The organism is Wolbachia endosymbiont (group A) of Eristalinus aeneus, assembly GCF_964026915.1.
In the GTDB taxonomy this organism is placed as follows: Bacteria; Pseudomonadota; Alphaproteobacteria; order Rickettsiales; family Anaplasmataceae; genus Wolbachia; species Wolbachia pipientis.
Genome location: NZ_OZ034712.1, coordinates 919,701 through 942,076 on the forward strand (window position 1 = coordinate 919,701; position 22,376 = coordinate 942,076).

The 22,376-nt window shown below is 34.5% G+C and carries 33 protein-coding genes; 2 read left to right on the forward strand and 31 right to left on the reverse strand.

The features are described from left to right. Positions 1 to 21 precede the first annotated feature (21 nt). The 4 genes from clpB to AAGD62_RS04630 all read right to left on the reverse strand — a co-directional run bounded on the left by clpB (position 22) and on the right by AAGD62_RS04630 (position 5,501). Positions 22 to 2,583, reverse strand: coding sequence for an ATP-dependent chaperone ClpB (gene clpB / locus AAGD62_RS04615; protein WP_155969008.1), 2,562 nt, complete (start codon positions 2,581 to 2,583; stop codon positions 22 to 24). 138 nt (positions 2,584 to 2,721) lie between these two features. After that, positions 2,722 to 3,554 (reverse strand): IS5-like element ISWpi1 family transposase gene (locus AAGD62_RS04620; RefSeq protein ID WP_094189578.1). Its coding sequence is split into 2 segments (ribosomal slippage): positions 2,722 to 3,185 and positions 3,185 to 3,554, totalling 834 coding nucleotides; the frame shifts between segments, so codons are not numbered across the junction. A gap of 41 nt (positions 3,555 to 3,595) precedes the next feature. Continuing rightward, complete coding sequence (locus AAGD62_RS04625) at positions 3,596 to 3,838, reverse strand: transposase (protein WP_155968338.1); 243 nt, start codon at positions 3,836 to 3,838, stop codon at positions 3,596 to 3,598. Between the two features lie 142 nt (positions 3,839 to 3,980). Continuing rightward, the gene (locus AAGD62_RS04630; RefSeq protein WP_174516815.1) at positions 3,981 to 5,501 is read right to left on the reverse strand and encodes an HlyD family type I secretion periplasmic adaptor subunit; all 1,521 of its coding nucleotides are present in this window, start codon (positions 5,499 to 5,501) and stop codon (positions 3,981 to 3,983) included. Positions 5,502 to 5,767: 266 nt separating this feature from the next. Between AAGD62_RS04630 and fabG the strand changes: the two genes are divergently transcribed. Further along, a complete protein-coding gene (fabG, locus tag AAGD62_RS04635; RefSeq protein ID WP_015589136.1) occupies positions 5,768 to 6,502 on the forward strand; it encodes a 3-oxoacyl-[acyl-carrier-protein] reductase in 735 nt (244 codons plus the stop codon). Between the two features lie 88 nt (positions 6,503 to 6,590). Beyond that, positions 6,591 to 6,920 carry a TrbC/VirB2 family protein gene (locus tag AAGD62_RS04640; RefSeq protein WP_155968336.1) on the forward strand — a complete coding sequence of 110 codons (330 nt, stop codon included), beginning with the start codon at positions 6,591 to 6,593 and terminating at the stop codon, positions 6,918 to 6,920. Between the two features lie 27 nt (positions 6,921 to 6,947). On the opposite strand, the gene AAGD62_RS04645 is transcribed toward AAGD62_RS04640, so the two are convergent. The 27 genes from AAGD62_RS04645 to rpsS all read right to left on the reverse strand — a co-directional run bounded on the left by AAGD62_RS04645 (position 6,948) and on the right by rpsS (position 22,376). Continuing rightward, on the reverse strand, positions 6,948 to 8,228 hold the full coding sequence (locus tag AAGD62_RS04645) for a M48 family metalloprotease (protein WP_155968334.1): 1,281 nt from the start codon (positions 8,226 to 8,228) through the stop codon (positions 6,948 to 6,950). A 71-nt stretch (positions 8,229 to 8,299) separates the two neighbouring features. Continuing rightward, positions 8,300 to 8,944: a 3,4-dihydroxy-2-butanone-4-phosphate synthase gene (ribB, locus tag AAGD62_RS04650; protein ID WP_007549343.1), complete on the reverse strand. Its 645-nt coding sequence runs from the start codon at positions 8,942 to 8,944 to the stop codon at positions 8,300 to 8,302. A 6-nt stretch (positions 8,945 to 8,950) separates the two neighbouring features. Beyond that, positions 8,951 to 9,445 carry a transcription elongation factor GreA gene (gene greA, locus AAGD62_RS04655; protein WP_007549342.1) on the reverse strand — a complete coding sequence of 165 codons (495 nt, stop codon included), beginning with the start codon at positions 9,443 to 9,445 and terminating at the stop codon, positions 8,951 to 8,953. Between the two features lie 9 nt (positions 9,446 to 9,454). Continuing rightward, the gene (gene atpA / locus AAGD62_RS04660; RefSeq protein ID WP_012673176.1) at positions 9,455 to 10,996 is read right to left on the reverse strand and encodes a F0F1 ATP synthase subunit alpha; all 1,542 of its coding nucleotides are present in this window, start codon (positions 10,994 to 10,996) and stop codon (positions 9,455 to 9,457) included. Next, positions 10,993 to 11,553 (reverse strand): ATP synthase F1 subunit delta, encoded by a 561-nt coding sequence (gene atpH, locus AAGD62_RS04665; RefSeq protein WP_155968332.1) that lies wholly within the window; start codon positions 11,551 to 11,553, stop codon positions 10,993 to 10,995. Before atpH ends, atpA begins: the two co-directional genes overlap by 4 nt. A gap of 41 nt (positions 11,554 to 11,594) precedes the next feature. After that, entirely contained in the window at positions 11,595 to 11,945 is a 351-nt protein-coding gene (locus AAGD62_RS04670; RefSeq protein ID WP_012673177.1) for a YraN family protein, read from the reverse strand. 23 nt (positions 11,946 to 11,968) lie between these two features. Then, a complete protein-coding gene (gene rplQ / locus AAGD62_RS04675; protein WP_007550873.1) occupies positions 11,969 to 12,397 on the reverse strand; it encodes a 50S ribosomal protein L17 in 429 nt (142 codons plus the stop codon). 7 nt (positions 12,398 to 12,404) lie between these two features. Continuing rightward, complete coding sequence (locus tag AAGD62_RS04680; protein ID WP_077188176.1) at positions 12,405 to 13,472, reverse strand: DNA-directed RNA polymerase subunit alpha; 1,068 nt, start codon at positions 13,470 to 13,472, stop codon at positions 12,405 to 12,407. Between the two features lie 21 nt (positions 13,473 to 13,493). Then, positions 13,494 to 13,880, reverse strand: coding sequence for a 30S ribosomal protein S11 (gene rpsK / locus AAGD62_RS04685; RefSeq protein ID WP_155968330.1), 387 nt, complete (start codon positions 13,878 to 13,880; stop codon positions 13,494 to 13,496). Positions 13,881 to 13,904: 24 nt separating this feature from the next. After that, positions 13,905 to 14,273 carry a 30S ribosomal protein S13 gene (gene rpsM / locus AAGD62_RS04690; RefSeq protein ID WP_010962745.1) on the reverse strand — a complete coding sequence of 123 codons (369 nt, stop codon included), beginning with the start codon at positions 14,271 to 14,273 and terminating at the stop codon, positions 13,905 to 13,907. A 59-nt stretch (positions 14,274 to 14,332) separates the two neighbouring features. After that, entirely contained in the window at positions 14,333 to 14,974 is a 642-nt protein-coding gene (locus tag AAGD62_RS04695) for an adenylate kinase family protein (protein ID WP_007550178.1), read from the reverse strand. Further along, positions 14,971 to 16,299 (reverse strand): preprotein translocase subunit SecY, encoded by a 1,329-nt coding sequence (gene secY, locus AAGD62_RS04700; protein WP_155968328.1) that lies wholly within the window; start codon positions 16,297 to 16,299, stop codon positions 14,971 to 14,973. Before secY ends, AAGD62_RS04695 begins: the two co-directional genes overlap by 4 nt. Before the next feature lie 3 nt (positions 16,300 to 16,302). Beyond that, a complete protein-coding gene (gene rplO, locus AAGD62_RS04705; protein ID WP_006279863.1) occupies positions 16,303 to 16,773 on the reverse strand; it encodes a 50S ribosomal protein L15 in 471 nt (156 codons plus the stop codon). A 3-nt stretch (positions 16,774 to 16,776) separates the two neighbouring features. Next, on the reverse strand, positions 16,777 to 17,289 hold the full coding sequence (rpsE, locus tag AAGD62_RS04710; protein ID WP_010962748.1) for a 30S ribosomal protein S5: 513 nt from the start codon (positions 17,287 to 17,289) through the stop codon (positions 16,777 to 16,779). Between the two features lie 12 nt (positions 17,290 to 17,301). Next, positions 17,302 to 17,673 (reverse strand): 50S ribosomal protein L18, encoded by a 372-nt coding sequence (gene rplR / locus AAGD62_RS04715; protein WP_006279867.1) that lies wholly within the window; start codon positions 17,671 to 17,673, stop codon positions 17,302 to 17,304. A 5-nt stretch (positions 17,674 to 17,678) separates the two neighbouring features. Then, entirely contained in the window at positions 17,679 to 18,224 is a 546-nt protein-coding gene (rplF, locus tag AAGD62_RS04720; protein WP_007551152.1) for a 50S ribosomal protein L6, read from the reverse strand. Between the two features lie 16 nt (positions 18,225 to 18,240). After that, entirely contained in the window at positions 18,241 to 18,636 is a 396-nt protein-coding gene (gene rpsH, locus AAGD62_RS04725; protein ID WP_155968326.1) for a 30S ribosomal protein S8, read from the reverse strand. A gap of 21 nt (positions 18,637 to 18,657) precedes the next feature. Then, complete coding sequence (rpsN, locus tag AAGD62_RS04730) at positions 18,658 to 18,966, reverse strand: 30S ribosomal protein S14 (protein ID WP_064124653.1); 309 nt, start codon at positions 18,964 to 18,966, stop codon at positions 18,658 to 18,660. Positions 18,967 to 18,982: 16 nt separating this feature from the next. Continuing rightward, positions 18,983 to 19,516, reverse strand: coding sequence for a 50S ribosomal protein L5 (gene rplE, locus AAGD62_RS04735; RefSeq protein ID WP_010962750.1), 534 nt, complete (start codon positions 19,514 to 19,516; stop codon positions 18,983 to 18,985). Between the two features lie 6 nt (positions 19,517 to 19,522). Next, the gene (gene rplX / locus AAGD62_RS04740; RefSeq protein WP_006279347.1) at positions 19,523 to 19,840 is read right to left on the reverse strand and encodes a 50S ribosomal protein L24; all 318 of its coding nucleotides are present in this window, start codon (positions 19,838 to 19,840) and stop codon (positions 19,523 to 19,525) included. Then, entirely contained in the window at positions 19,840 to 20,199 is a 360-nt protein-coding gene (gene rplN, locus AAGD62_RS04745) for a 50S ribosomal protein L14 (protein ID WP_006279348.1), read from the reverse strand. Before rplN ends, rplX begins: the two co-directional genes overlap by 1 nt. A 13-nt stretch (positions 20,200 to 20,212) precedes the next feature. Next, positions 20,213 to 20,449 (reverse strand): 30S ribosomal protein S17, encoded by a 237-nt coding sequence (gene rpsQ / locus AAGD62_RS04750; protein WP_007549925.1) that lies wholly within the window; start codon positions 20,447 to 20,449, stop codon positions 20,213 to 20,215. After that, positions 20,442 to 20,645, reverse strand: coding sequence for a 50S ribosomal protein L29 (rpmC, locus tag AAGD62_RS04755; RefSeq protein ID WP_006279350.1), 204 nt, complete (start codon positions 20,643 to 20,645; stop codon positions 20,442 to 20,444). Before rpmC ends, rpsQ begins: the two co-directional genes overlap by 8 nt. A gap of 11 nt (positions 20,646 to 20,656) precedes the next feature. Further along, entirely contained in the window at positions 20,657 to 21,070 is a 414-nt protein-coding gene (gene rplP, locus AAGD62_RS04760; protein WP_010962752.1) for a 50S ribosomal protein L16, read from the reverse strand. A 14-nt stretch (positions 21,071 to 21,084) separates the two neighbouring features. Beyond that, entirely contained in the window at positions 21,085 to 21,699 is a 615-nt protein-coding gene (gene rpsC / locus AAGD62_RS04765; RefSeq protein WP_010962753.1) for a 30S ribosomal protein S3, read from the reverse strand. A gap of 39 nt (positions 21,700 to 21,738) precedes the next feature. Further along, positions 21,739 to 22,086: a 50S ribosomal protein L22 gene (gene rplV / locus AAGD62_RS04770; RefSeq protein ID WP_007549821.1), complete on the reverse strand. Its 348-nt coding sequence runs from the start codon at positions 22,084 to 22,086 to the stop codon at positions 21,739 to 21,741. Positions 22,087 to 22,091: 5 nt separating this feature from the next. Next, on the reverse strand, positions 22,092 to 22,376 hold the full coding sequence (gene rpsS / locus AAGD62_RS04775; protein ID WP_006279181.1) for a 30S ribosomal protein S19: 285 nt from the start codon (positions 22,374 to 22,376) through the stop codon (positions 22,092 to 22,094).

The following is a 22,376-nucleotide window of genomic DNA, read 5'->3' on the forward strand; positions in this document are numbered from 1 at the left end:
TAACAAAAATACACAGTGAACTTAAACCTTTTTAACTAAGATTTCATTATCAAGAGCGTACACTATTAGTTCATCATTTTCTACTACTTCCCCCGATAAAACTAATTTAGCTAAATTATTTTGAATACACTCTTGTATCACCCTTTTTAGGGGCCTTGCTCCATATTCAGGGTCATAGCCAGTTTGTGCTATTAGTTCTTTAGCTTCCTGCGACAAACTTATACTCAGTTTACGCTTAGCAAGTGTTTTTTGTAAATAAGAAAATTGAACATCTATAATTTTATAGATGTCATTTCTGGTTAAACTGTGAAATATAATAATTTCATCCAGTCTGTTTAAAAATTCTGGACGAAATGTTGATTTAATTATCTGCATTACCTCATCTTTTACAGACTCAGCAATCCCCTTTAGCATTATCTCAGCACCAAGATTAGAAGTTAAAATCAGTATGGTATTGCGAAAATCAATCAATTTGCCATGACTATCAGTGAGTCTCCCCTCATCCAAGATTTGCAGCAATAGATTAAATATATCTGGATTTGCCTTTTCTATCTCATCAAATAAGATTACCTGATATGGTCTTCTCCTCACTGCTTCAGTTAATCTGCCACCTTGTTCATAGCCAACATACCCTGGAGGCGCGCCAATTAACTTTGAAACAGAATGTTTTTCCATATATTCTGACATATCAAAACGCAAAAGCGCTGATTGATCGTCAAACAGAAATTCAGCAAGGGCTTTTGCCAATTCTGTTTTTCCAACTCCGGTTGGACCCAAGAATAAGAATGAACCAAAAGGTCGATTAGTATCTTGCACACCAGAGCGAGAGCGCCTAACTGCATTACTTATCGCTTCTATTGCATCTTTCTGCCCTATTACTCTTCTTCCTATTTCATTCTCCATGTTGAGAAGTTTTTCCTTTTCGCTGTGCATCATGTTATCAACTGGAATTCCTGTCCACTTTGAAACAATGTTTGCAATATCATCTCCAGTCACTTCTTTCTTTAAGAAACTATCAGTAACCTTTTCCTGATTTTTTAATTCATTCTCAAGCTGAGGAATCACACCATACATCAGCTCTCCTGCTCTTCCCAAATTCCCACTACGCTGAACTAATTCCAACTCTTTTCTAGCGTTATCTAATTTTTCGGCTGTTTCTTGTATTCTAGCTATTTTATTCTTTTCCATCTGCCATTTGCTGTTCAAGTCAGCAAATTTACTATTTAGATTTTCGATCTCTTCATTTATCTTTTTTAAACGCTGTTTAGAATTTTCATCACTTTCTTTTTTTAAAGCCTCTGCTTCAATCTTTAGCTGTATAACCTTTCTCTCAAGTTCATCAATAACTTCAGGCTTGCTATCCATTTCAATTCTCACCCTGCTTGCTGCTTCATCAATCAAATCAATTGCTTTATCAGGTAAAAACCTATCTGTTATATATCTATTGGACAACGTTGCAGCAGCAATTATTGCACCATCTGTAATTCTTATACCATGATGCACCTCATATCTTTCCTTCAAACCCCTGAGTATTGAAATGGTATCAGTTTCAGTTGGTTGAGAGATAAACACAGGCTGAAAACGCCTTGCAAGTGCAGGATCTTTTTCTATATGCTGACGATATTCATCTAAAGTTGTGGCTCCTATACAGCGAATTTCTCCACGCGCAAGAGCAGGCTTCAGCAGATTCGAGGCATCCATTGCACCACTTGTTGCTCCTGCTCCAACTAAAGTGTGCAATTCATCGATGAATAATATAATTTTTCCCTCCGCTCTCGAAATCTCATTAATCACTGCTTTTAACCTTTCCTCAAACTCTCCTCTAAACTTAGTGCCAGCAATTAGTGCTCCAAGATCCAAAGCTAAGACCTTTGCATCATGCAAACCAAGTGGCACATCGTTTGCAACAATTCTATTTGCAAGCCCCTCAACTATTGCAGTTTTTCCAACACCAGGTTCACCGATCAGCACTGGATTATTTTTTGTCCGCCTCAGTGATACCTGCATAGTTCTTCTGATCTCTTCATCACGACCAATTACAGGATCAAGCTTTCCTTGCATAGCAAGCTCTGTAACATCTTTTGTATATTTCTTTGCCGCGTTTAATTTTTCCTCACTGTTTGGCGAGTCCGCACTGCTGCCCTTTCTCATTTCTGCAATAACTGAGTTCAGTTTTTGTAGAGTCACACCATTCTCTGCCAGAATTTTGCCTACAGTATCATCTTTTTGTGCAGTGAGGCCCTGTAGTAAACGCTCAACAGCAACAAATGAATCTTTATTTCTTCTTGCAATACCAATTGAATCTTCAAAAACTTTTGCTATTTCTCTTGAAAGTTGAAGGCCACCACTTCCTGGACCTTCAATTACTGGCAACTTTTTTATTGCGCTATCCACAGCATCAGAAATACTTTGCACACTTCCACCACAAGCGTTTATCAAATCCTGAACTAAACCTGATTCATCTTCAAGCATCACTTTTAGTAAATGCTCAGGCATAAAAATCTGATGCCCAGCTCCCAACGCTTTCATTTGAGCACTTTGAATTAGACTTTTTGCTTTTTCGGTAAATTTATTTAAGTCCATAACACCAGTTAAATTCGTATTTGCTGATGTATATAACAATTGATTTCATAAATTTAAACCTAAAGTTGTTTATTGTTAGGTATGAAATTTAAAACTTTCTTAAAAAAGGAACTAGAGGTTGTCCGGAAACTAGTAAATTCAAGCATATTCCCTCTTTAACATAACCCTACTCATAGCTAGGTATATGAAATTCTCAGTGGATGTTGTGAGTAAATCATACTCCTTCGATAGCCTTCTATTCCTATTAACCCAAGCAAAAGTCCTTTCTACAACCCATCTTCTTGGCTGTACTTTAAACCCTTGTTCTCTTGTTGGTAGTAGCTCAGGTGGCGTATCTTTGTGCACCCAAAATCTACATGGAGGCCTTTTAACAATTTCAATATCTATGTCATATTCTTCCTTTATGTGATTCTTTAAATTTCTTCCTTGGTATCCCATGTCAGCCCACATTTTTTTAACTTTAGTATATTTTGTTCTCATATTGTTTAATGCTATTTTAATACCATCTCTATCATTTTCGTTAGCAGCGCCTACGTAACAACCTAGTATAAAACCCTGAGTGTCTGTAATTATATGCCTTTTTCTACCCTTTACTTTTTTACTTCCATCATAGCCTTTGATCCCCCCTTTTCTGTAGTCTTTACAGATTGACTATCTACTATACAGGCACTCGGCTGCTCATTCCTTCCTATTTTTCTTCTACTATATTTTGTAATTTCATAATTCATTTTCTCAAAAATTCCCTGCTTCTTCCATTGCCTGAACTGCTCATACACAGTCTTCCATAGCGGAAAATCATTTGGTAAATACCGCCATTGACACCCTGTACGCAATACATAGAAAATTGCTTCTAATATTTCTCTTTTGCTATACTTTGGCGGCCTTCCTCCTTTCTTGTATGATACTCTGAAGTGTTTTTCTATTCTTGCCCATTCCCTTTCGCTTAGATCTGTTGGATACTTTTTTCTCATCTTTACCCCGTACTAAAATTTCAGATATTATAGCCTTTTACTTATTTCCGGACAACCTCTAACTCTTTCTGTAAATCAAATCTCTCTTTGTCATAAGGTGCTACATCTGGAAATGCATTTGCCGCTGACTTTTTTTCGTTGTGTTTCTTTATCCATTTTCCTAATAAACCACCCTTTATTCCTAAATCCTTTGCTATTTTTGTAATTGTTTGACCTGCCTTTCTTTGTTCATTTGCCAGCTTAACAGCTTCCAATTTGAATTCTGCCGTATATTCTCTTGCCATTTCTAATCCTCCAAAATTTTATTTTACCCGAAAAAACTCCTTTCTTTCTCTCCACTTTTTCTGGGTAAGGTCAAGAAGCCTATTGTCTAATTATGTACCTAAATTTTATTACGGCACTTTCACTACTACTTTAACGAGTGAGCTACCTTTCTATAAAAGACCTATCGACTGTTGCAATTATAGGCGTAAACAAGAATGATAAAAGAGTACGAGATTGAGTAACTATGTACACTTCTGCTGGCATACCAGGGTATAGGTATACGTTTTTAAACTGAGCAAGCTCTGGTTTTGGTATCACTACACGTACTGAATAATAACGCCCTAGCCTTGGATCATCAAGGGCATCGGGAGAAATATTGCTTACTATACCATTAATTAAACTTAAACGACGTGCACTGTAAGCACTTAAACGAACTTTAACCTTTAGCCCTTCTAGCCCATCAATAGAGACTATGTTGCTATCTTTCTTTTGTGCTGACAGTATCTCTTCTATGTTTCTGGTCTGAATTTTAGCATCTATTATTAGGTCATCATCCGATGGCACTACGCTCATGATCGGAACTCCAGATTGTATAACACCACCTTCAGTATGGTATCTTATATCTGTGACTATCCCATCTTGAGGCGATTTAATTATTGTACGTGCTAATGAATCTTCAGCAACCATCAGTCTCTCTTTCAAGTCTGCAATAGACGTACTAACTTCCTTAAGTTCAGCGTTTGCTCTTTCTTGAGAATCATTTCTCACGTTTATAATTTCTAATTCGTTCTCTCCAATTTTTTGCTGCACTTGAGATATTGCAGAACGGTAATGTCCAACTCTGCCTTCAATTTCAGCAAACTGCTTTTCTAAAGCTAAAATGTGTGGTTTGCTTATATGGCCACTATCAAGTAATTGTCTTTTTGTTTCCAACTCCTCAGTTATCAAGTCATATTGCTTATGAGCTGCATTTAGTTGAAAGTTTAGCCCCGCTAATTCATCATTTAACTGCTTTATACGTTGTTGCAGTATGTCTGTTTTTCCCAATATGCTCTTTCTCTGAGAGTTGAACAACTTTACTTGATTCTTTATCGCTTTATTTACAAGTTCATCGTGAGATAATTTTTTAACCTCATCAGGAAACTCGAGCGTGTCCAAATCTACTCTGATTGCAAGAAGCCTTGCTTCTGTTGCTAAAAATGATAAGAGCTTCTCTTTGATGATACTTAAATTCGCCTTCTCGTTAACATCACTCAACAAAACTAGAGGCTCATCTTTTTTAACTGCTTGACCCTCTTTTACTAAAATTTTGCTTATTATTCCTCCGCCCAAGTGTTGAACTATTTTTCTATTTGAAGATACAATAACTTCTCCACTTGCATGCACCGCACCGTCAATTGGAGCTATAGCCGACCAAATACCACCTATCCCAAAAAAGATGAGTATTACTACCAGACCAAAAAATAGTGGTCCCCATGTTACTTTCAGGACTTCATTTACGTTATTACTTTCGCGTTTTAAAATAAAATTTATCACTGCATCAATCAATGCAAACGTCTTATCCAAAAATTTTGGGTACTTCTTCTTTTTATTTTTTGCTCCTTGCATATTTATATTATCACCATGGCCAATCAAGCCTGTCAAAGAAAATCCAGCGCTAAGCTTTTTTAACTTACTTATCATAATACTACTGTGAATTTGTGTTAACTCAAGATAACACACAAAAACAAAGAATCTATAATTTAAGCATTCCATTTAGACTGTAGAGCACCAGAATAAACTATTTAGTAACAATTCCTGCATCAACTATGTTTTTAAAATTTTTTGACGTTTAACTTTATTATAACTTTTTCTTTATTTTGTGAATATCTGAGTTACTTATATTATGTAAGAAATCTATTGCCAACTAGTCAATATTCTGTTAGGAATTAAGATAATATAAAGTTATTATGCTTAAATTGGAAAGCAGAAAGTTCCTGATTACTGGCGCATCAGGCGGAATAGGGCAAGCAATTGTAAAAATTATGCACAAAGCCGGAGCAACTTTATGTATTTCTGGCACAAAAAAAGAAGTGCTCGAAGAAGTTGCTAAACAATATGAAAAAAACATGCATGTACTCCCTTGTGATTTATCAAATGCTGAGGAAGTAAATCAACTAATAAATAGAGCAAGTGAGCTGATGGAAGGCTTTGACGGGCTCGTATGCAATGCGGGTATTACGCGAGACAGTTTATTATTGAGAATGACAGATGAAGCATGGCAAAAAGTAATTGATATTAACTTGAGCTCTACATTTAAGCTGAGTAGAGAAGCATGCAGAAAACTAATTAAGAATAATTGGGGAAGAATTATAAATATTTCCTCAATAATAGGGCTGACAGGAAACGCCGGGCAAGCAAATTATGCGGCGTCTAAAGCTGGAATAATAGCTATGAGCAAATCCATAGCAAAAGAAGTTGCAAGTCGTAATATAACAGTAAATTGTATTGCTCCTGGGTTTATAGATACTAAAATGACTGAAGTTTTAAATGAAGGACAAAAGGGAAAAATATTAGATAATATTCCAATGAAAAGAATGGGAACAGGGGAAGAAATAGCAGCAGGGGTCTTGTTTTTAGCAAGTGATGAAGCAAAATATATAACAGGGCATGTGCTCAATATTAATGGTGGGTTATTTATGTAGCAACACTTATGTATGGACAAATTATAATTTTTACTTTAAAATAAAAAATGTGTAGGTTTAGGTTAATTTATTACTTAGAGGCAAAAAAATGAGCTCTATAATGGAATTTTTTAGTGTTTTTTGCGTAGTATTGCTTTTCTCTTTCTCAGGTTATGCAGCTGACCCTGATATGGATGACACAACTAAAGTAATATGCAATATTATTGGTTATGTTTGGGGGATAGGCGGTCCACTTATGACGGTAGTAATAATTGGTGCAGCTTTGCTTGCAATATTTGGCAGGATGCCGTGGCCAGCCCTCTTTGCTCTTGGCATGTTCTGTGGTGTATTTTTTGGCGCTAAAACTATCATAACGAAAATTATGCCCAACGTAAGCGATGAAGCAAAAACTATGTTGGAAAAGTGTGGACAAAAATAATCCAAAAAGTGCAGAAATGCTTTTTTGTTATCCATTAAACCGCTTCATATCTTCAACTTGCAACAAATAAGGGCTATCTTTTGGTAAAGTTTTAACAGCTAGCTCAGCATATTTTGTAAATTGCTTTAAATCACCTTCAATACAAGCCTTTTTTGTCAAGGCAAAATAATGCATTGCCGTATCAGCTTCACATTTATATGCAATGCTTAAATACTTCCAGAAAAAAGCGTTATCTGGTTCTACATTCAAAATCTGCTCCAGGTAAAAAATCGCCTTTTTTGCATCACCGTGTAATAATAAAGTATGAGATAATGCAAGTTTCACTAAATAACTGTTTTTCTCAGATAAATACCTAAGCGATTCCTCATACATTTTTATTGCTTCACTTAAATTTCCGGCCTTGTATAGCATTTCTGCTTTTAATTCATATAGGTATGGGTCATTGCGTGACTCTTGAATCAATGAATTAACTTTAGCAATAGCCTCTTCTATCTTTCCTTGCCTATAGCAAACTATAGCATTTACATACTCAGAATTATTTTCATATTTATTAGATAACACATGAATAGGAGCAAAGAAAGAGTCTAGCTTGGCAACCACACGCTCAAACTTTAGTAACTTATCCGCAAAAATTGGTTTTACGTTGTTTTTAACCTTATAATTTTGTACAGCAAATATACGTTTCTCACTAAGTGGGTGAGTGCGGAAATATTCCTCGGTGTTCTCATGCTCAATACTTTTAAAATAATCAAAAATCTCTTTCATACCTGAATTATCATAGCCAGATTCATCAAGATACCTTAAAGCATAGCTATCTGCTACACTTTCTTGCTCTTGAGAATAGTTAAAAAATAGCCTTGAACTAAACGCTACACCACTAAGCAAAATTGCACCAGCAACCTGAGGGTTAATGATAATACTAGAAACTAATCCTACCATATAACTAATCATTGCTATCGATTGAAAATAACCCATAGCACTACTCATTTGCAATATATGACCAGCAGATATGTGAGCAATCTCATGTGCTAATATACCAAGCAGGACATAAGGTTTAGCCGAATATTGTAAAAGTCCTAAATGAATGAAAATACTGTTATTGTTAATTACAAAAGCATTAATCGAATTGTCATTAATTATAAAAACTTTTATTTGCTCATGATCAATATCCGCAGCAGAAAATAAAGGTTGCGCTAGCTCTTTCACTATTGCTTCCACTTCACTATCTCTAATAATGTTAATAGAGTAAGCATTATTACAATATGCAAAAAAGAACAATAAGGTCAAAAACTTAGCAACTCTAAACATGAAAATTCTGTGCTTGTATAATTTATAGAAATTCTATATTTTAACACTTAAATTATACAAATTTATAAACGCTAGTTTAAATTTTTAACGTAACTGATAAGTTTGTCGATGGTAGTTAACTTAATTTTATGTTGTTCAGCAAATTTAAGTAACTGAGGTAAGCGCATCATAGAGCCATCATCATTCACTAATTCACAAATAACTGCTGAATGATCAAACCCTACTAACTTCGCCATTTCAACACTCGCTTCAGTATGACCAGCACGTTGTGCCACCCCACCTTTATGTGCAATTACAGGAAAAACATGACCTGGAGTTATGATGTCATCCTGAGTACCATCCTTGTTGATAGCAGCATGTATAGTTTTCGTTCTATCCTCTGCTGAAACACCGGTTGTAATGCCATAACGTGCATCAATTGATGTAGTAAATGCGGTATGATTTTCACCAATATTTTTCTTTTCCATGAAATTAAGGCCCAACCTTTTCATGTGAAATTTAGTCATTGCTAAGCAAACAACCCCTGTACCGTACCTAACCATAAAAGCCATATGTTCCGGCTTTATTTTCTCAGCTAAGACAATCAAATCGCCTTCATTTTCTCTATTTTCATCATCAACTAAAATGAATAATTTACCGGAACGAGCATCCTCTAATACATCTTCCACAGAAGAAATACCTGGTAGACTCATTGAAGCATAAGTGGCCTGTACCATAATAATTTACTTAAATTCAATCTTAACTATTTTATACAATTTCTCTCCATTTGGCACTGTCACTTCCACATATTCACCGACTTTTTTGCCGATTAAGGCACTCCCAAGTGGTGAACTAGTAGATATTAACTGCTTTGAAACATCAGCTTCATATTCGCCTACAACCTTATAAACATATTCCACTTCACCGTTATTATCACTTAACATGCTTAATGTCACAGTTGCACCAAACATTACTGAATCACCAGACAAATTTTTTACTTCTATTACTTCCGCATGTGAGAGCTTACTTTCTATCTCCATTATACGGCCTTCAATAAAACCTAACCTTTCCCGTGCTGCATGATACTCTGCGTTTTCAGACAAATCACCTTGATCACGAGCATCAGAAATAGCCTGTATCACAGAAGGTTTTTCTTCCTTTAATTTTTCAAGTTCGGCTTGCATATTCTCAAAACCTTCCCTCGTCATAGGAAATTTATTAATAATGGATGAAGCCATAATCACCACCTAAACGCAATTAAATTGAGTAACGAAATTACTCACAATGTTAAAAATATCACCTTTTATATCATCACTCATGTCATTTGACAACTTTTTTAAAACCCCAGGGTGTACAGTATGAAAATAATTAATAAGATCATGTTCAAATTTATTAATGTAACTTATTTGTATTTTACTTAACTGATTATATAGGTTAGAAAAAATATACATCAGCACTACTTGCTCTTCTATTGACATAGGTAAATGTTGTTTTTGCTTTAATAACTCGACAAGATATTTACCCTTATTCAAGGATAATTGAACACTAGCATCAAGATCAGAACCAAATTTTGCAAAATCTTCTAATTCTCTATACTGAGCTAAGCTTAGCTTTATAGAACCAGCAACTTTCTTCACAGACTTTAGTTGTGCAGCAGAACCAACCCGTGAAACTGACAAACCTATATTTACTGCAGGTCGAAATCCTTTATAAAATAATTCAGACTCAAGAAAGATCTGCCCATCGGTAATTGAAATAACATTTGTTGGCACATATGCAGATACATCACCAGCTTGAGTTTCGACAATTGGCAAAGCAGTTAAAGAACCCTGCCCTTTTTTATCAGACATTTTAGCAGCTCTTTCAAGCAAGCGAGAATGTACATAGAATATATCTCCAGGGTAAGCTTCACGACCAGGAGGACGTCTGAGCAATAAAGACATCTGCCTATATGCCACAGCATGCTTAGATAAATCATCATATATAATCAAACAATGCATTCCATTGTCACGGAAAAATTCCCCAATAGTGCAACCAGCATAAGGTGCTAAAAATTGCATAGGCGCGCAGTCAGATGCACTAGCCACAACTACAGTTGTATACTCTAATGCTCCGCTTTCTTTCAGCTTATTTACCACTTTTGCTACTGTTGAAATTTTTTGCCCAATAGCAACATAAACACAGTAAACTTTTTGATTTTCGTTTACCTCATCGTTAATCTTCTTCTGATTGATAATAGTATCAAGCGCAATAGTAGTTTTACCAATTTGTCTATCACCAATAATTAATTCACGCTGCCCTCTACCTATTGGAATTAGCAAATCTATAATTTTAATTCCTGTTTGCAGTGGCTCATGCACAGACTTACGATCAATAATGCCTGGCGCTTTAGATTCTATATCCATTCTGTTTTTGGCTCTAATTTCCCCACCGTCGTCCATAGGATGGCCCAACGCATTTACAACTCTCCCTAACAATTCATGCCCTACAGGCACCTGCACAACATCACCACTACATTTTACAACGTCCCCTTCTTTCACATCACGGTCATTACCAAGCACAACTATTCCAGCCGTATCATGATCTAAATCGAGAACTATTCCTTCTACACCACTTGCAAAAAATACCTTTTCACCGAATTTTGCTTTTTCCAGCCCATAAACCAATGCGATACCATCTGTTACTGAAATTACTTCACCTATATTTTCCCGCTTTATAGGATTATCAAACGTCTCAACCTTTTCTCTTATTATACTTGCTATCTCAGAAACATTCATACTGTTCTTCATACAAAATTCCTTACTTTTAATATTTCCATTTTACTTAAGTCAACTAACCTATCCAAGTAACTTTTTAGCGAAGCATCGATCAAATTAAAACCATACCTAACTACGAAGCCACCTAGTATAGAAGGGTCAACCACATTGCTTACTTTTATTATTTTACCAAGAAAGCTCAAAGATTCAGTAATTATTTTTATATCAGATTCCTTTAAAGTTTCTGCTGACTTTATACTAATTTCGAATTCATTTTCATTTTCTCTTGCAAGACTTAAGAATTTTTCTAATATAAGGATCAATAAACTAGAGCGTTTATTTGCAAATATAACCATAATAAATTTTACTAAATTCTCACTCAAGTGCTCATTTATAGAAAGCATCACTTCTTTTTTGTGTGCAAAAGAAATCATAGGATGAGATAGGTACACAAAAACATCACGTTGATCCTTAAAAAAAGCCAACAAAAATTCTACTTCTTTCCTTATAATACCTAACCTGCTTCCTGAGACATGAAATAGCACTCTAGCGTAAGATGAAACTAAATTATTGTATTGGGTCTTTTTCATATTAAATCCAGTAAATCTAAATTAATTCAGCTACAAATCTTTCATTCTTCAATCCAAGCATTTTTTATATAAACAGGTCTTCTCTTTAAGGAAAGAAAATATAAATCATATCTGACTGAATAATCTAAAAAACTAAGGTTTTTACTTAAGAAATACTTAGAAGAATTTATAATAGACTGACATTGAAGATGAGATATCGGTATTTCTTTTCCAAGTAAACTTGTTTTAACTTCTATAAAAATCAGCTCCTTTTTTTTAGATACAATTAAGTCAATTTCACCGAACTTACAACGGTAACGGCGTTTTATAACATTATACCATTTCAGTTTTAAATATACTAAAACTAATAACTCGCCAAAGTAACCTACAAAGTAGCGTAACCTACTTACCACAAGAAGAACAATTATGATAACAATTAACTTTGTGTAACTACTTTGCCTCCTTCTTTATTTTTACTATAAACCTTACCTCTTGCTGCAATATCCCTATCAACCAGTTCTATCACTGCCATTGAAGCGCAATCACCCTTTCGAGTGCTAAATTTTATTATTCTAGAATACCCACCTTTACGATCTTGATAACGGCTGGCTAAGACGTTTAATAACTTATCAACTGCTAACTTACTATTATGAAGGCGTGAAAGCAAAAGTCTTCTACCATGTAAAGTATTCTTATTCTTAGCAATTGTAATAAACTTTTCGACATATGGACGAAGTTCCTTAGCTTTTGGTAAAGTAGTTACAATCTGCTCATGGTTAATTAATGAGATAGATAGATTCTTTAACGTCGATAATCTATGTTCAGTACAACGAGATAGTTTACGTTTTTTTATTCCATGTTTCATATATCACCTAATCTTCATCAGTATGTTGTTTAGCCAACTCATCTATATCCTTAGGTGGCCAGTTTAGCACATTCATACCCAAAGATAAGCCAAAATTAGTCAAAACTGCCTTAATCTCATTCAAAGACTTCCTGCCAAAATTAGCAGTTCTTAACATTTCACCTTCTGTCTTTTGCACAAGATCACCTATATAAGTGATGTTTTCGTTTTTCAGACAGTTATGAGACCTGACAGATAATTCCATTTCATCTACCTTACGCAATAAGACAGGGTCATAACCCAAATCTTTAGCACCACTAGACGAAGAAACCTGCGATTTTTTATAACTTACATCAGAACTAATAAAGGGCTGAAGTTGCTCCTGTAATATTCTTGCAGCAGAGTCAACAGCTTGACTCGGAGAAATTGTACCATCAGTTTCAATTGACAATATCAGCTTATCCTTATCAGTCACTTGGCCAACACGACTGTTCTCTACCCTGTACGAAACCCTGTTGACAGGGCTATACAAAGCATTAACTGGAATAAAACCAATTAAATCCTGTTCACTCATAAGCTTCAAAAGTTCGTTTTCTTTATACTTAATTACAGGAAGATAACCTTTTCCGCTAGCCACATATATGGTCATGTTAAGCTCTACATTTTGCCCCAGCGTACATATTAATAAATCCTTATTAACAATAGAGCATTGATCATCAGTTTCTATCATCCCAGCTAATACCTGGCAAGGCCCTTTAGCGTTTAAATTTAAGCATTTATTAGAAGCACCATTTAATTTACACCTCAACATGCCCATATTTAACACTATATCAGTTACATCTTCTCTCACCCCTTGAATTGAAGTAAACTCATGAGTTACACCTTCAATTTTTATTCCATAAACAGCACTACCTTTAAGAGAAGATAACATTACACGTCTTAATGCATTACCTAATGTTAAAGCAAAACCACTTTCCAACGGTTCTAGCACTATATCACTTTTTTCACTTGAATCATCTGATATTACCTTAACTGAACTAGGTTTAATCAATTTATCTAAATTGCTACAGAGAGACACATCATTATTATAATACATAAAACAACCTTTTCAAATATCCTATACTCTTCTTTTTTTTCTTAACCTGCACCCATTATGAGGAATTGCGGTTTTATCTGCAATTGAAGTCACAGTCAACCCACAGCTCTGAAGTGCTTTAACCGCAGCTTCAGTACCAAAGCCAGGACCACGAATTATTACAGAGACAACCTTCATACCAAATCTCTCTATTGCATTCTTCGCAGAAGCCTCCGCAGCCTTACCTGCAGCATAAGGTGTGGATTTTCTCGAACCTGAAAAACCACATGCACCCACAGAAGTTTGACATAGCGTATTACCATGAACATCAGTTACATTTACAAAAGTATTATTAAAAGTTGCACGAATATGGACAACACCAGTAATAAACTCCTTCTTACTCTTACTAACCGTTTTGACTTTTTTCATTAAAACTCACAATAATAATAAATTTTATTTTTTCCCAGCAATAGGCAACCGAGATCTACCTTTACGAGTCTTAGCATTAGTATGAGTCCTTTGCCCTCTCACAGGTAAACCTTTTCTATGTCTCACCCCTCTATAGCATCCCATTTCCACTAAAGATTTTATGTTCATAGCCACTTCTTTTCTGAGCTCACCTTCTATAACATAATTTTGTCTAATGAAACCGCTGATCTTTTCTATATCTTCATCTCGTAATTCTGAAACACGTTTGCGCTTATCAACTTCGCAAGCGTGACAAATTACATTCGCAGTAGCAATACCTATACCATATATATAAGTTAATGCAAAAGGAACACATTTCCTCACTGGAATATTTATGCCTGCAATACGTGCCACTGGTACCTCGATACTTTATTAATAACAACTCTTAATTTATACCATAAAACAACTCAGAGTCAAACCAAATTACAAGAAATTTTACTTTCAATCTCTTGCGTTACCTCATCAACACTCAAATTAGCGTCAATTGTTAATAATTTGCCTTTATAATACTCGCGTAAACCTTTCATTTGAAGGTGATATTCACTTATTCTCTTATTAATTGCAGACATATCAGCATCATCAATTCTTTTCTCTAACCTCGTACTTTTACATTTAGCACAAGTAGTACTCTTAAAAGAAGATACACTATATATGCTTTTACAGTCCAAACACGCGAGACGATTTTTTAACCTATCGATTGCAATATTATCGTCAAGCTGCAGCTCAACTACAATGTCAACATCCCTATTATATTTTTCTTGCAAAACTTGAGTCAAAAAATGAGCCTGGTTTAAATTTCTCGGAAAACCATCTAATAAGCAATTATCATCCACTAATGCAAGCTGGTCACGTAATAATCCACATATAATTTCATCTTGAATTAAATTACCAGATTCCACGGTACCCTTTATTTTTTTACCTAACTCACTACTGCTAGATATAATATTCCTTAATAAATCCCCTACTGAAATTAATTTTAAATTATATTTTGCTATTAACAAGCTTGACTGAGTACCTTTACCAGAACCTGGAGGACCAAAAATCGTAATGATCATCTTACTTTCCTCGTTTTAGACTCATATTTCTTTATCCAGTTGTCGTACCTATTTGAAAAAATATAAGATTGTATTTGCATAATAGTATCAGTAATAACGTTCACTATAATCAGTAAGCTCGTCCCACCAAAAATAAATGGTATATCATAATAATATCTCATAACTTCAGGTACAGTACATATGACTACCAAATACGCAGAGCCAATGAATGTCAACTTAAAAACTATATCTTGAAGGTAATCAGAAGTATGTTTCCCAGGCCTTCTACCAGGTATAAAACCACCATTTTTTTTAAGAAAATCTGCGTTTTCCTCTGGATTAAATATAAAATTGGTATAGAAAAAATTAAAAAATACTATCAGCACCAAATAGGCTACAATATATACTACTTTATTTGCCATAAAGTAATTCAAAATAAAATCAGAAAAAGCGTGCCCCTTATAGAAATTTGCAATTGAAATAGGTGTCAATAAAATTGCATTAGCAAAAATGGTTGGTACTACACCAGATAAATTAATCTTCAATGGAATATAAGTAAAATCTTCATTATGTAATCTTTTAAATTGCTTTTTAGGATGTTGAACAATAACCTTTCTATAAGAAGACTCTACAAAAATGACTAAGAGTAGCAGCAAAAAAAACAATACCAAAACAAAAAGGATAATAAATAACGATACGCTACCGTTTTTATTTAACGTTAACAAAGATGACAAAGCGCTGTGTAACTCTGATATTATACCCGTGAAAATGATTAATGAGATACCATTGCCTATACCGCTAGCGCTGATTCGTTCACCAAGCCATATTAAAAGCATAGTTCCACCTAAAAGGCTGAAAACACCTATTGTACGAAACATAACACCAGGTTCGATTACAACCAATACCCCTTCCCTATTCATCCCTTCCAATCCAACCAAAATTGGAATTGATTGAAATACACAAATTACTATGGTCAGATAGCGTATATAAGAATTCATCTTTCTACGGCCTGACTCTCCATCATTCTTAACTTCCTTCATTCCTTTAATCGCAGAAGAAAGTAACTGAATAATGATAGAAGCCATTATATATGGCATAACGTTCAATGCTAGAATTGTCATTCTAGCCAATGCACCACCAGAAAATAAATTAAATACTCCAAAAACGCCTGAGCCATCTTTGGGAAATATATCATTAATTACATCAAGATTAATTCCAGGAATAGGCACATAAGTACCCAAGCGATAGCAAATTAAAGCTATTAGCGTAAAAAATATACGCTTTAATAAATCGCCTTTATATAACAACGTAGGATCCAAGCTATTAAATGCTGATTTATTGCCCATGACTTACGATAGTATTTCCACACTACCACCAACTGAAGCTACAGATTTTTTTGCAGCTTCTGACGCAAAATCAACATGAAACACAAATTTTTCGCTCAACTTACCTTTATTAAGAAGTTTAATTTTATCCTTAATAGACTTTATAAAACCTAATTTATACAGCCTCTCCTTATCTATAACAGAGTCTTTCACTATTTTTTTAGCTTCCATTAAGCGCTGTATATCGCCAACATTAATTATAGAGTATATGCTCCTACGTATAGGCTTAAAACCTCTTTTAGGCAAACGAGTATATATAGACTGTTGTCCACCCTCAAAACCATTTATAGAAACTCCACTTCTAGCCTTCTGCCCTTTATGCCCTCTACCGGATGTTTTACCTTTACCACAACCGATACCTCTACCCAGCAACTTAGGCTTCTTTTTCTTAGATAATTTAGTAAATATAGAGTTTAATTTTACAGCATTATTCATACTTTACCTGTTTCCAACTATCTCGCTAATCTTTTTGCCTCTTTTGCTTGCTACCTGACGAGGAGATAACATACTATCAAAAGCCTTAAACACCGCACATATAACGTTATGAGGATTATTTGATCTAGTGGATTTAGCTACCACATCCTTTATACCTAACACCTCAAAAACTGATCTAATCGCTCCACCAGCAATAATACCTGTTCCGGCTCTTGCGGTTCTTAAAACTATCTCACCAGAACAAAATTTAGCTTTAATATCATGATGCAAAGTTCTACCTTCACGCAAGTACACTCTAATCATTGATTTCTTTGCAGCATTTACAGCTTTGACTCTTGCTTCAGCAACTTCTGCGTGCTTACCTATTCCACACCCTACCCTACCCTTCTCATCGCCAACAACAACCAAAATTGAAAATGAAAATCTTCTACCACCTTTGGTAACCGTTGTCACTCTTCGTACCGAAACTAAAAGCTCTGATAAATCATTATTATTTTGTAAATTCTTTATAGCCATATTCAAAACCTTCTAAAATTCAAATCCAGAACTTCTTAAAGCCTCAGCAAATTGAGAAACTAATCCTGTGTATTTATACGCTCCACGATCAAACGTAAGCTGCTGCTCTAATTTCATGCCAGACAGACGCTCAACCATTAAAGAAGAAACCTGTTTTATAGTTTCAGCGTTGACTTTCCCTTTACATACATCCTTAATTTTAGCATCCAAAGTAGAAGCTGAAGTGAGAGTTATTCCTTTTACATCATTAATTAACTGGACATAAAAATGCCTATTAGATTTAAATATGGATATACGTAAACGTTCAGCGCTCTTGTCAAGCTTCGCTCTATTACGTAACTTCCTTTTTTCAGAATTACTTAAAAAATTATACGATCTTTTCATTTTTATTACTTCTTTTTACTTACAACCTTACGCAGCATAAATTTGCCTTTTATTACAACACCCTTACCTTTATAAGGATCATATTTTCTAATTTTGCATATATCAGACGCCACCATATAGACCTTCTGCTTATCCATACCACTAACTACTAAGTGAGTTGGCTTTATGCACTTAATCTCAACATCTTTAGGCACTTTATATTTAACATTATGGCTATAACCAAGATATAAAGTCAAATACTTACCATCACACTCTGCCTTATATCCCACACCGTTAATCTCAAGATTAACAGAAAAACCATCAACCATGCCGTTAATGATATTATTAATATTACTCCTATAAGTGCCCCACATAGGCTTTATTTTATCATAATTATCTTTATCTTGATCAACAGAAAGCAATAGCTGATTATCAATAATCTGACACACAACATCCCTGATCAAGCTAACTTCCTTTTCAGCCTTAGCACTCTTTATTAACATACTACCATTATTATATTCAACTGAAACACCAGCAGGAATATTGATAGGAGCAGCACCTATACGAGACATGAATTTCTCCTATTATTTAAAACACACGACACAAAACTTCTCCACCAACCTTTAACTTATGTGCATTATAATCAGTCATCACTCCTTTGGGTGTCGATATAATAAAAATACCAAGACCATTATATGCTTTAGAAATGTCCTTATACTTAGAATAACGACGACAACCAGGCTTTGACACCCTAACTATGTCACTAATTACAGGTAACTTCTCATAATACTTCAATTTTACAATGAAAGAAGGTAAATTACCTACAACTTGCTTTTCATAATCAAGGATATACCCTTCCTCTTTTAAAATCTCCAATATAGAAGAATTCATCTTAGAAAATAGTACCCTTGTTGCCCTATGCATTGCCAATTGAGCATTACGTATCCTTGTTAAAAAATCACCAATACTATCAGATAACGCCACAATATACTCCTTATATTATATTTACCAACTAGACTTTGTAACTCCTGGAACTTGCCCAAAAGAACATAAATCACGCAAAACAATTCTACATAAACCAAATTTTCTATATACTCCTCTTGGTCTCCCAGTTAAAGCACACCTATTTCTAATTTTGGTTTTAGAAGAATTTCTAGGCAATTTTTTAATTAATTTATTTTGAGCTGTAAACCTTTCTACAATAGACAAATTCTTATTATTTATTATAGATTTCAATTTTTCTCTTTTTTCTTTATATTGATCGCACAACTTTATTCTGCGAAGATTTCTTTCTATCATAGATTTTTTTGCCATATATTTCTCCTCTCAATTAATCAAAAAAAGGAAATTTAAGAGCCAGTAATAATTCCTTTGCTTCCTTATCACTAACTGCACTTGTTATAATATTAATATCCATACCTCTAATTTTACTTATTTTATCATAGTCTATTTCTAAAAACGAGATATGTTCCTTTATACCAAAGGAAAAATTACCATTACCGTCAAATTGCTTCACACTAAATCCTCTAAAATCTTTTTCCCTTGGCAAAGCAATATATATCAATCTTTCTAAAAACTCATACATTTTATCTCTACGCAAAGTTACTTTGCAACCTACTGTAGCACCTTTTCTGATCTTGAAGCCAGAAATAGATTTTTTTGCAAAAGTTGATAAAGGCTTCTGCCCAGCAATCAAATATAGGCTATCAAGTGGTTCATTTATTGCTTTACTATCTGTAGCAGCATCTCCAACGCCCATATTGATACACACCTTGACAAGTTTAGGCACTTGCATTATATTGCCGTAATTAAACTTATCCTTCAAGGACTTTACTATGCTATCTTTATACAATTCTTTAAACATATCAACCTAATCTATCACTTCTCCAGAAACTTTTGCAAAACGCACTTTTCTACCGTCTATAACCTTAAACCCCACTCTAGTTGGAGTTTTATATTTAGGGTCCAATGTTGCAACGTTGGATATATCAATAGCTAACTCTTTATTTAATATACCACCACTACTACCAGCTTTTGGTTTAGTATGTCTCTTATGCACATTCACTCCAGAAACAATTACTTTCTTTTTAGCATCACGTGCTATAACTTTGATTACCTTACCAATTTTTCCCTTATCTTTACCAGTTAAAACTATAACGTCGTCACCACTTTTTATTTTAGCACTCATTATAAAACCTCAACAGCTAATGACATTATCTTCATAAAAGAACCAGATGATAACTTTTTTACCGGACCAAACACCCGAGTGCCAAGTGGTTCACCTTGATCGTTAATCAAAACTACAGCATTGCTAGAAAAACGAATTACAGAACCATCAGATTTTCTAATAGGGCTTTTCACCCTCACCACAACTGCTCTATATACTTTTCCCTTCTCAACTTTCCCTCTTGGAGTAATAGATTTAGTAGATACAATAACTGTGTCACCTATAGATGCAGACTTTCTACCACCCAATAAACCAATACAAAGCACTGCACGCGCGCCAGAATTATCAGCTACTTCCAACAATGTATTTTTTTGAATCATATAAATATCCTATTCAATGTGAGCTATTAACAATAACCCATTTTTTAGTAGTAGAAATAGGCTTGTGTTCTTGTATTAAAACCTTGTCCCCTTCTTTACAACTATTATTCTCATCATGTGCTGTATACTTCTTGTATTTTTTTATAACCTTTTTATACAGCTCATCCTTATACACTTGTAATACCGAAACCTTTACAGTCTTATCACACTTAGCCTTAGTTACAGTACCACAAAAAACCTTTTTAGGCATTCTTTTCCTCTCTTCTTCTTTTATTTAATGTAGTTAAAATACGAGCTATGCTCTTTCTTATTAAGCTAAAACGCGAAATATTGTTGCACTGGCCCAGCTTCTTTTGAAAAACCAAATTAACAAACTCTTTTCTCAAATTCACAAGAATTTCATGCAATTCTTGCGAGGACCTCGATTCAATGTCAGCTATATCCATTGCAACTCCATTTAATTATGATTAGATACAAATTTACACTTCATAGGAAGCTTAGCAGTTGCCTTTTCAAGCGCCAATCTTGCTAAATGCATGGGAACATCACTGCTAATTTCAAACAACATTCTACCGGGCTTAGCTTTAAATACCCAAAACTCAACACTACCTTTCCCTTTACCCATACGCACATCCGCCGGCTTTTTACTAACAGGGGTATCAGGAAAAATTCTTATCCACACTTTACCAGAGCGTTTTAATGTTCTAGATATTACACGCCTTGCAGTTTCAATATGCTTAGATTGAATCCTACCTGCTTCCATAGCCTTTAGACCATAATCTCCAAAAGATAATGTGCTACCACCTTTCGTGTTACCCTTAATTCGTCCTTTAAATACTTTTTTATATTTACTTTTTTTAGGAATAAACATTTCAATATACCTAATTAGTTACCAATATAAACCCAGACCTTAACTCCTATGATGCCATATATAGTTTTTGCTTCAGCAAAAGCATAATCTATATTAGCACGTAAAGTATGCAAAGGCAAACGGCCTTCTTTATACCACTCAGTACGAGCTATCTCAGCTCCGCCAAGGCGCCCAGAACAACTTACTTTAATACCTCTAGCACCCATCCTCAAACAACTTTGAATAGCTTTTTTCATCGCTCTTCTAAATGAAACCCTTTTTTCTAACTGCTGTGCAATGCTGTTTGATATTAAAACTGCATCTATTTCAGACCTTTTAACCCCTACTACATTCACTTCCACATTATTTTTTACTTTTTCAGCTATCTTTTGCTTTATCTTCTCAATATCCGAGCCTTTCTTACCTATTATCACTCCAGGTCTAGAAGAATGTATTATTACAGATACCAAATCGATCGTACGCTCTATAATTACTTTAGAAACACCAGCATGCTTAAAAGATTCATTTATATAACTGCGAATAGATAAATCTTGATGCAACCCTTGTTTATAACCCTTCTCAGCATACCAAATAGATGACCAAGTATTAATTATTTTTAACCTAAATCCTTTAGGATTAACGTTTCCCATATTTTTGCACTTTCCTTATTAATTTTCTATTTTTATGAATCATATAATTTCCCCCAATTTTACAGTTATATTACTATAACGTTTACTAACTCTATTAGCTCTACCCATAGCTTTTGGACATACCCTACGCAAAGTAAGAGACTTACCTATTAAAATTTCTTTTATATATAAATTATCGATATCCAATCCATAATTTTGAGCATTAGCAATCGCAGAATTTAATACCTTCCTTATAAGACCTGCAGCTTTCTTTTCACAAAATCTTAATTGCACAGTGGCAAAAGAAACTTTTTTATTACGTACTAAACCAGCAACCAAATTCAATTTACGAGGAGTTGATTTTAAAACCCTAGAACCAGCTTTAACTATTACATCTCTGTTTTTCATATCAATTACCTTCTTGTCGCCTTTTTATCACCACTATGCCCAGTAAATTTACGAGTGGGTGAAAACTCACCAAACTTATGACCTATCATATTCTGATCATTAACATTCACAGGAATGTAATCCTTACCATTATAAACAGCAAACTTTAAACCTAAACAATTAGGAAGAATTACAGAAGCCCTGGAATGAACTTTTATAGCCATGTTAACAAACCCCTTATTTAAAGCATTATTCACCGACTTTAATATAGAAGGATGACAAAAAGGAGGCTTCCATGCAGATCTACTCAT

Coding starts and splice junctions, on each gene's coding strand:
- clpB (WP_155969008.1), bottom strand. CDS start 2,583: ATGGACTTAAATAAATTTACCGAAAAAGCAAAAAGTCTAATTCAAAGT.
- AAGD62_RS04625 (WP_155968338.1), bottom strand. CDS start 3,838: ATGGCAAGAGAATATACGGCAGAATTCAAATTGGAAGCTGTTAAGCTG.
- AAGD62_RS04630 (WP_174516815.1), bottom strand. CDS start 5,501: ATGATAAGTAAGTTAAAAAAGCTTAGCGCTGGATTTTCTTTGACAGGC.
- fabG (WP_015589136.1), top strand. CDS start 5,768: ATGCTTAAATTGGAAAGCAGAAAGTTCCTGATTACTGGCGCATCAGGC.
- AAGD62_RS04640 (WP_155968336.1), top strand. CDS start 6,591: ATGAGCTCTATAATGGAATTTTTTAGTGTTTTTTGCGTAGTATTGCTT.
- AAGD62_RS04645 (WP_155968334.1), bottom strand. CDS start 8,228: ATGTTTAGAGTTGCTAAGTTTTTGACCTTATTGTTCTTTTTTGCATAT.
- ribB (WP_007549343.1), bottom strand. CDS start 8,944: ATGGTACAGGCCACTTATGCTTCAATGAGTCTACCAGGTATTTCTTCT.
- greA (WP_007549342.1), bottom strand. CDS start 9,445: ATGGCTTCATCCATTATTAATAAATTTCCTATGACGAGGGAAGGTTTT.
- atpA (WP_012673176.1), bottom strand. CDS start 10,996: ATGAAGAACAGTATGAATGTTTCTGAGATAGCAAGTATAATAAGAGAA.
- atpH (WP_155968332.1), bottom strand. CDS start 11,553: ATGAAAAAGACCCAATACAATAATTTAGTTTCATCTTACGCTAGAGTG.
- rplQ (WP_007550873.1), bottom strand. CDS start 12,397: ATGAAACATGGAATAAAAAAACGTAAACTATCTCGTTGTACTGAACAT.
- AAGD62_RS04680 (WP_077188176.1), bottom strand. CDS start 13,472: ATGTATTATAATAATGATGTGTCTCTCTGTAGCAATTTAGATAAATTG.
- rpsK (WP_155968330.1), bottom strand. CDS start 13,880: ATGAAAAAAGTCAAAACGGTTAGTAAGAGTAAGAAGGAGTTTATTACT.
- AAGD62_RS04695 (WP_007550178.1), bottom strand. CDS start 14,974: ATGATCATTACGATTTTTGGTCCTCCAGGTTCTGGTAAAGGTACTCAG.
- secY (WP_155968328.1), bottom strand. CDS start 16,299: ATGGGCAATAAATCAGCATTTAATAGCTTGGATCCTACGTTGTTATAT.
- rplO (WP_006279863.1), bottom strand. CDS start 16,773: ATGAATAATGCTGTAAAATTAAACTCTATATTTACTAAATTATCTAAG.
- rpsE (WP_010962748.1), bottom strand. CDS start 17,289: ATGGCTATAAAGAATTTACAAAATAATAATGATTTATCAGAGCTTTTA.
- rplR (WP_006279867.1), bottom strand. CDS start 17,673: ATGAAAAGATCGTATAATTTTTTAAGTAATTCTGAAAAAAGGAAGTTA.
- rplF (WP_007551152.1), bottom strand. CDS start 18,224: ATGTCTCGTATAGGTGCTGCTCCTATCAATATTCCTGCTGGTGTTTCA.
- rpsN (WP_064124653.1), bottom strand. CDS start 18,966: ATGGCAAAAAAATCTATGATAGAAAGAAATCTTCGCAGAATAAAGTTG.
- rplE (WP_010962750.1), bottom strand. CDS start 19,516: ATGTTTAAAGAATTGTATAAAGATAGCATAGTAAAGTCCTTGAAGGAT.
- rplX (WP_006279347.1), bottom strand. CDS start 19,840: ATGAGTGCTAAAATAAAAAGTGGTGACGACGTTATAGTTTTAACTGGT.
- rplN (WP_006279348.1), bottom strand. CDS start 20,199: ATGATTCAAAAAAATACATTGTTGGAAGTAGCTGATAATTCTGGCGCG.
- rpsQ (WP_007549925.1), bottom strand. CDS start 20,449: ATGCCTAAAAAGGTTTTTTGTGGTACTGTAACTAAGGCTAAGTGTGAT.
- rpmC (WP_006279350.1), bottom strand. CDS start 20,645: ATGGATATAGCTGACATTGAATCGAGGTCCTCGCAAGAATTGCATGAA.
- rplP (WP_010962752.1), bottom strand. CDS start 21,070: ATGTTTATTCCTAAAAAAAGTAAATATAAAAAAGTATTTAAAGGACGA.
- rpsC (WP_010962753.1), bottom strand. CDS start 21,699: ATGGGAAACGTTAATCCTAAAGGATTTAGGTTAAAAATAATTAATACT.
- rplV (WP_007549821.1), bottom strand. CDS start 22,086: ATGAAAAACAGAGATGTAATAGTTAAAGCTGGTTCTAGGGTTTTAAAA.
- rpsS (WP_006279181.1), bottom strand. CDS start 22,376: ATGAGTAGATCTGCATGGAAGCCTCCTTTTTGTCATCCTTCTATATTA.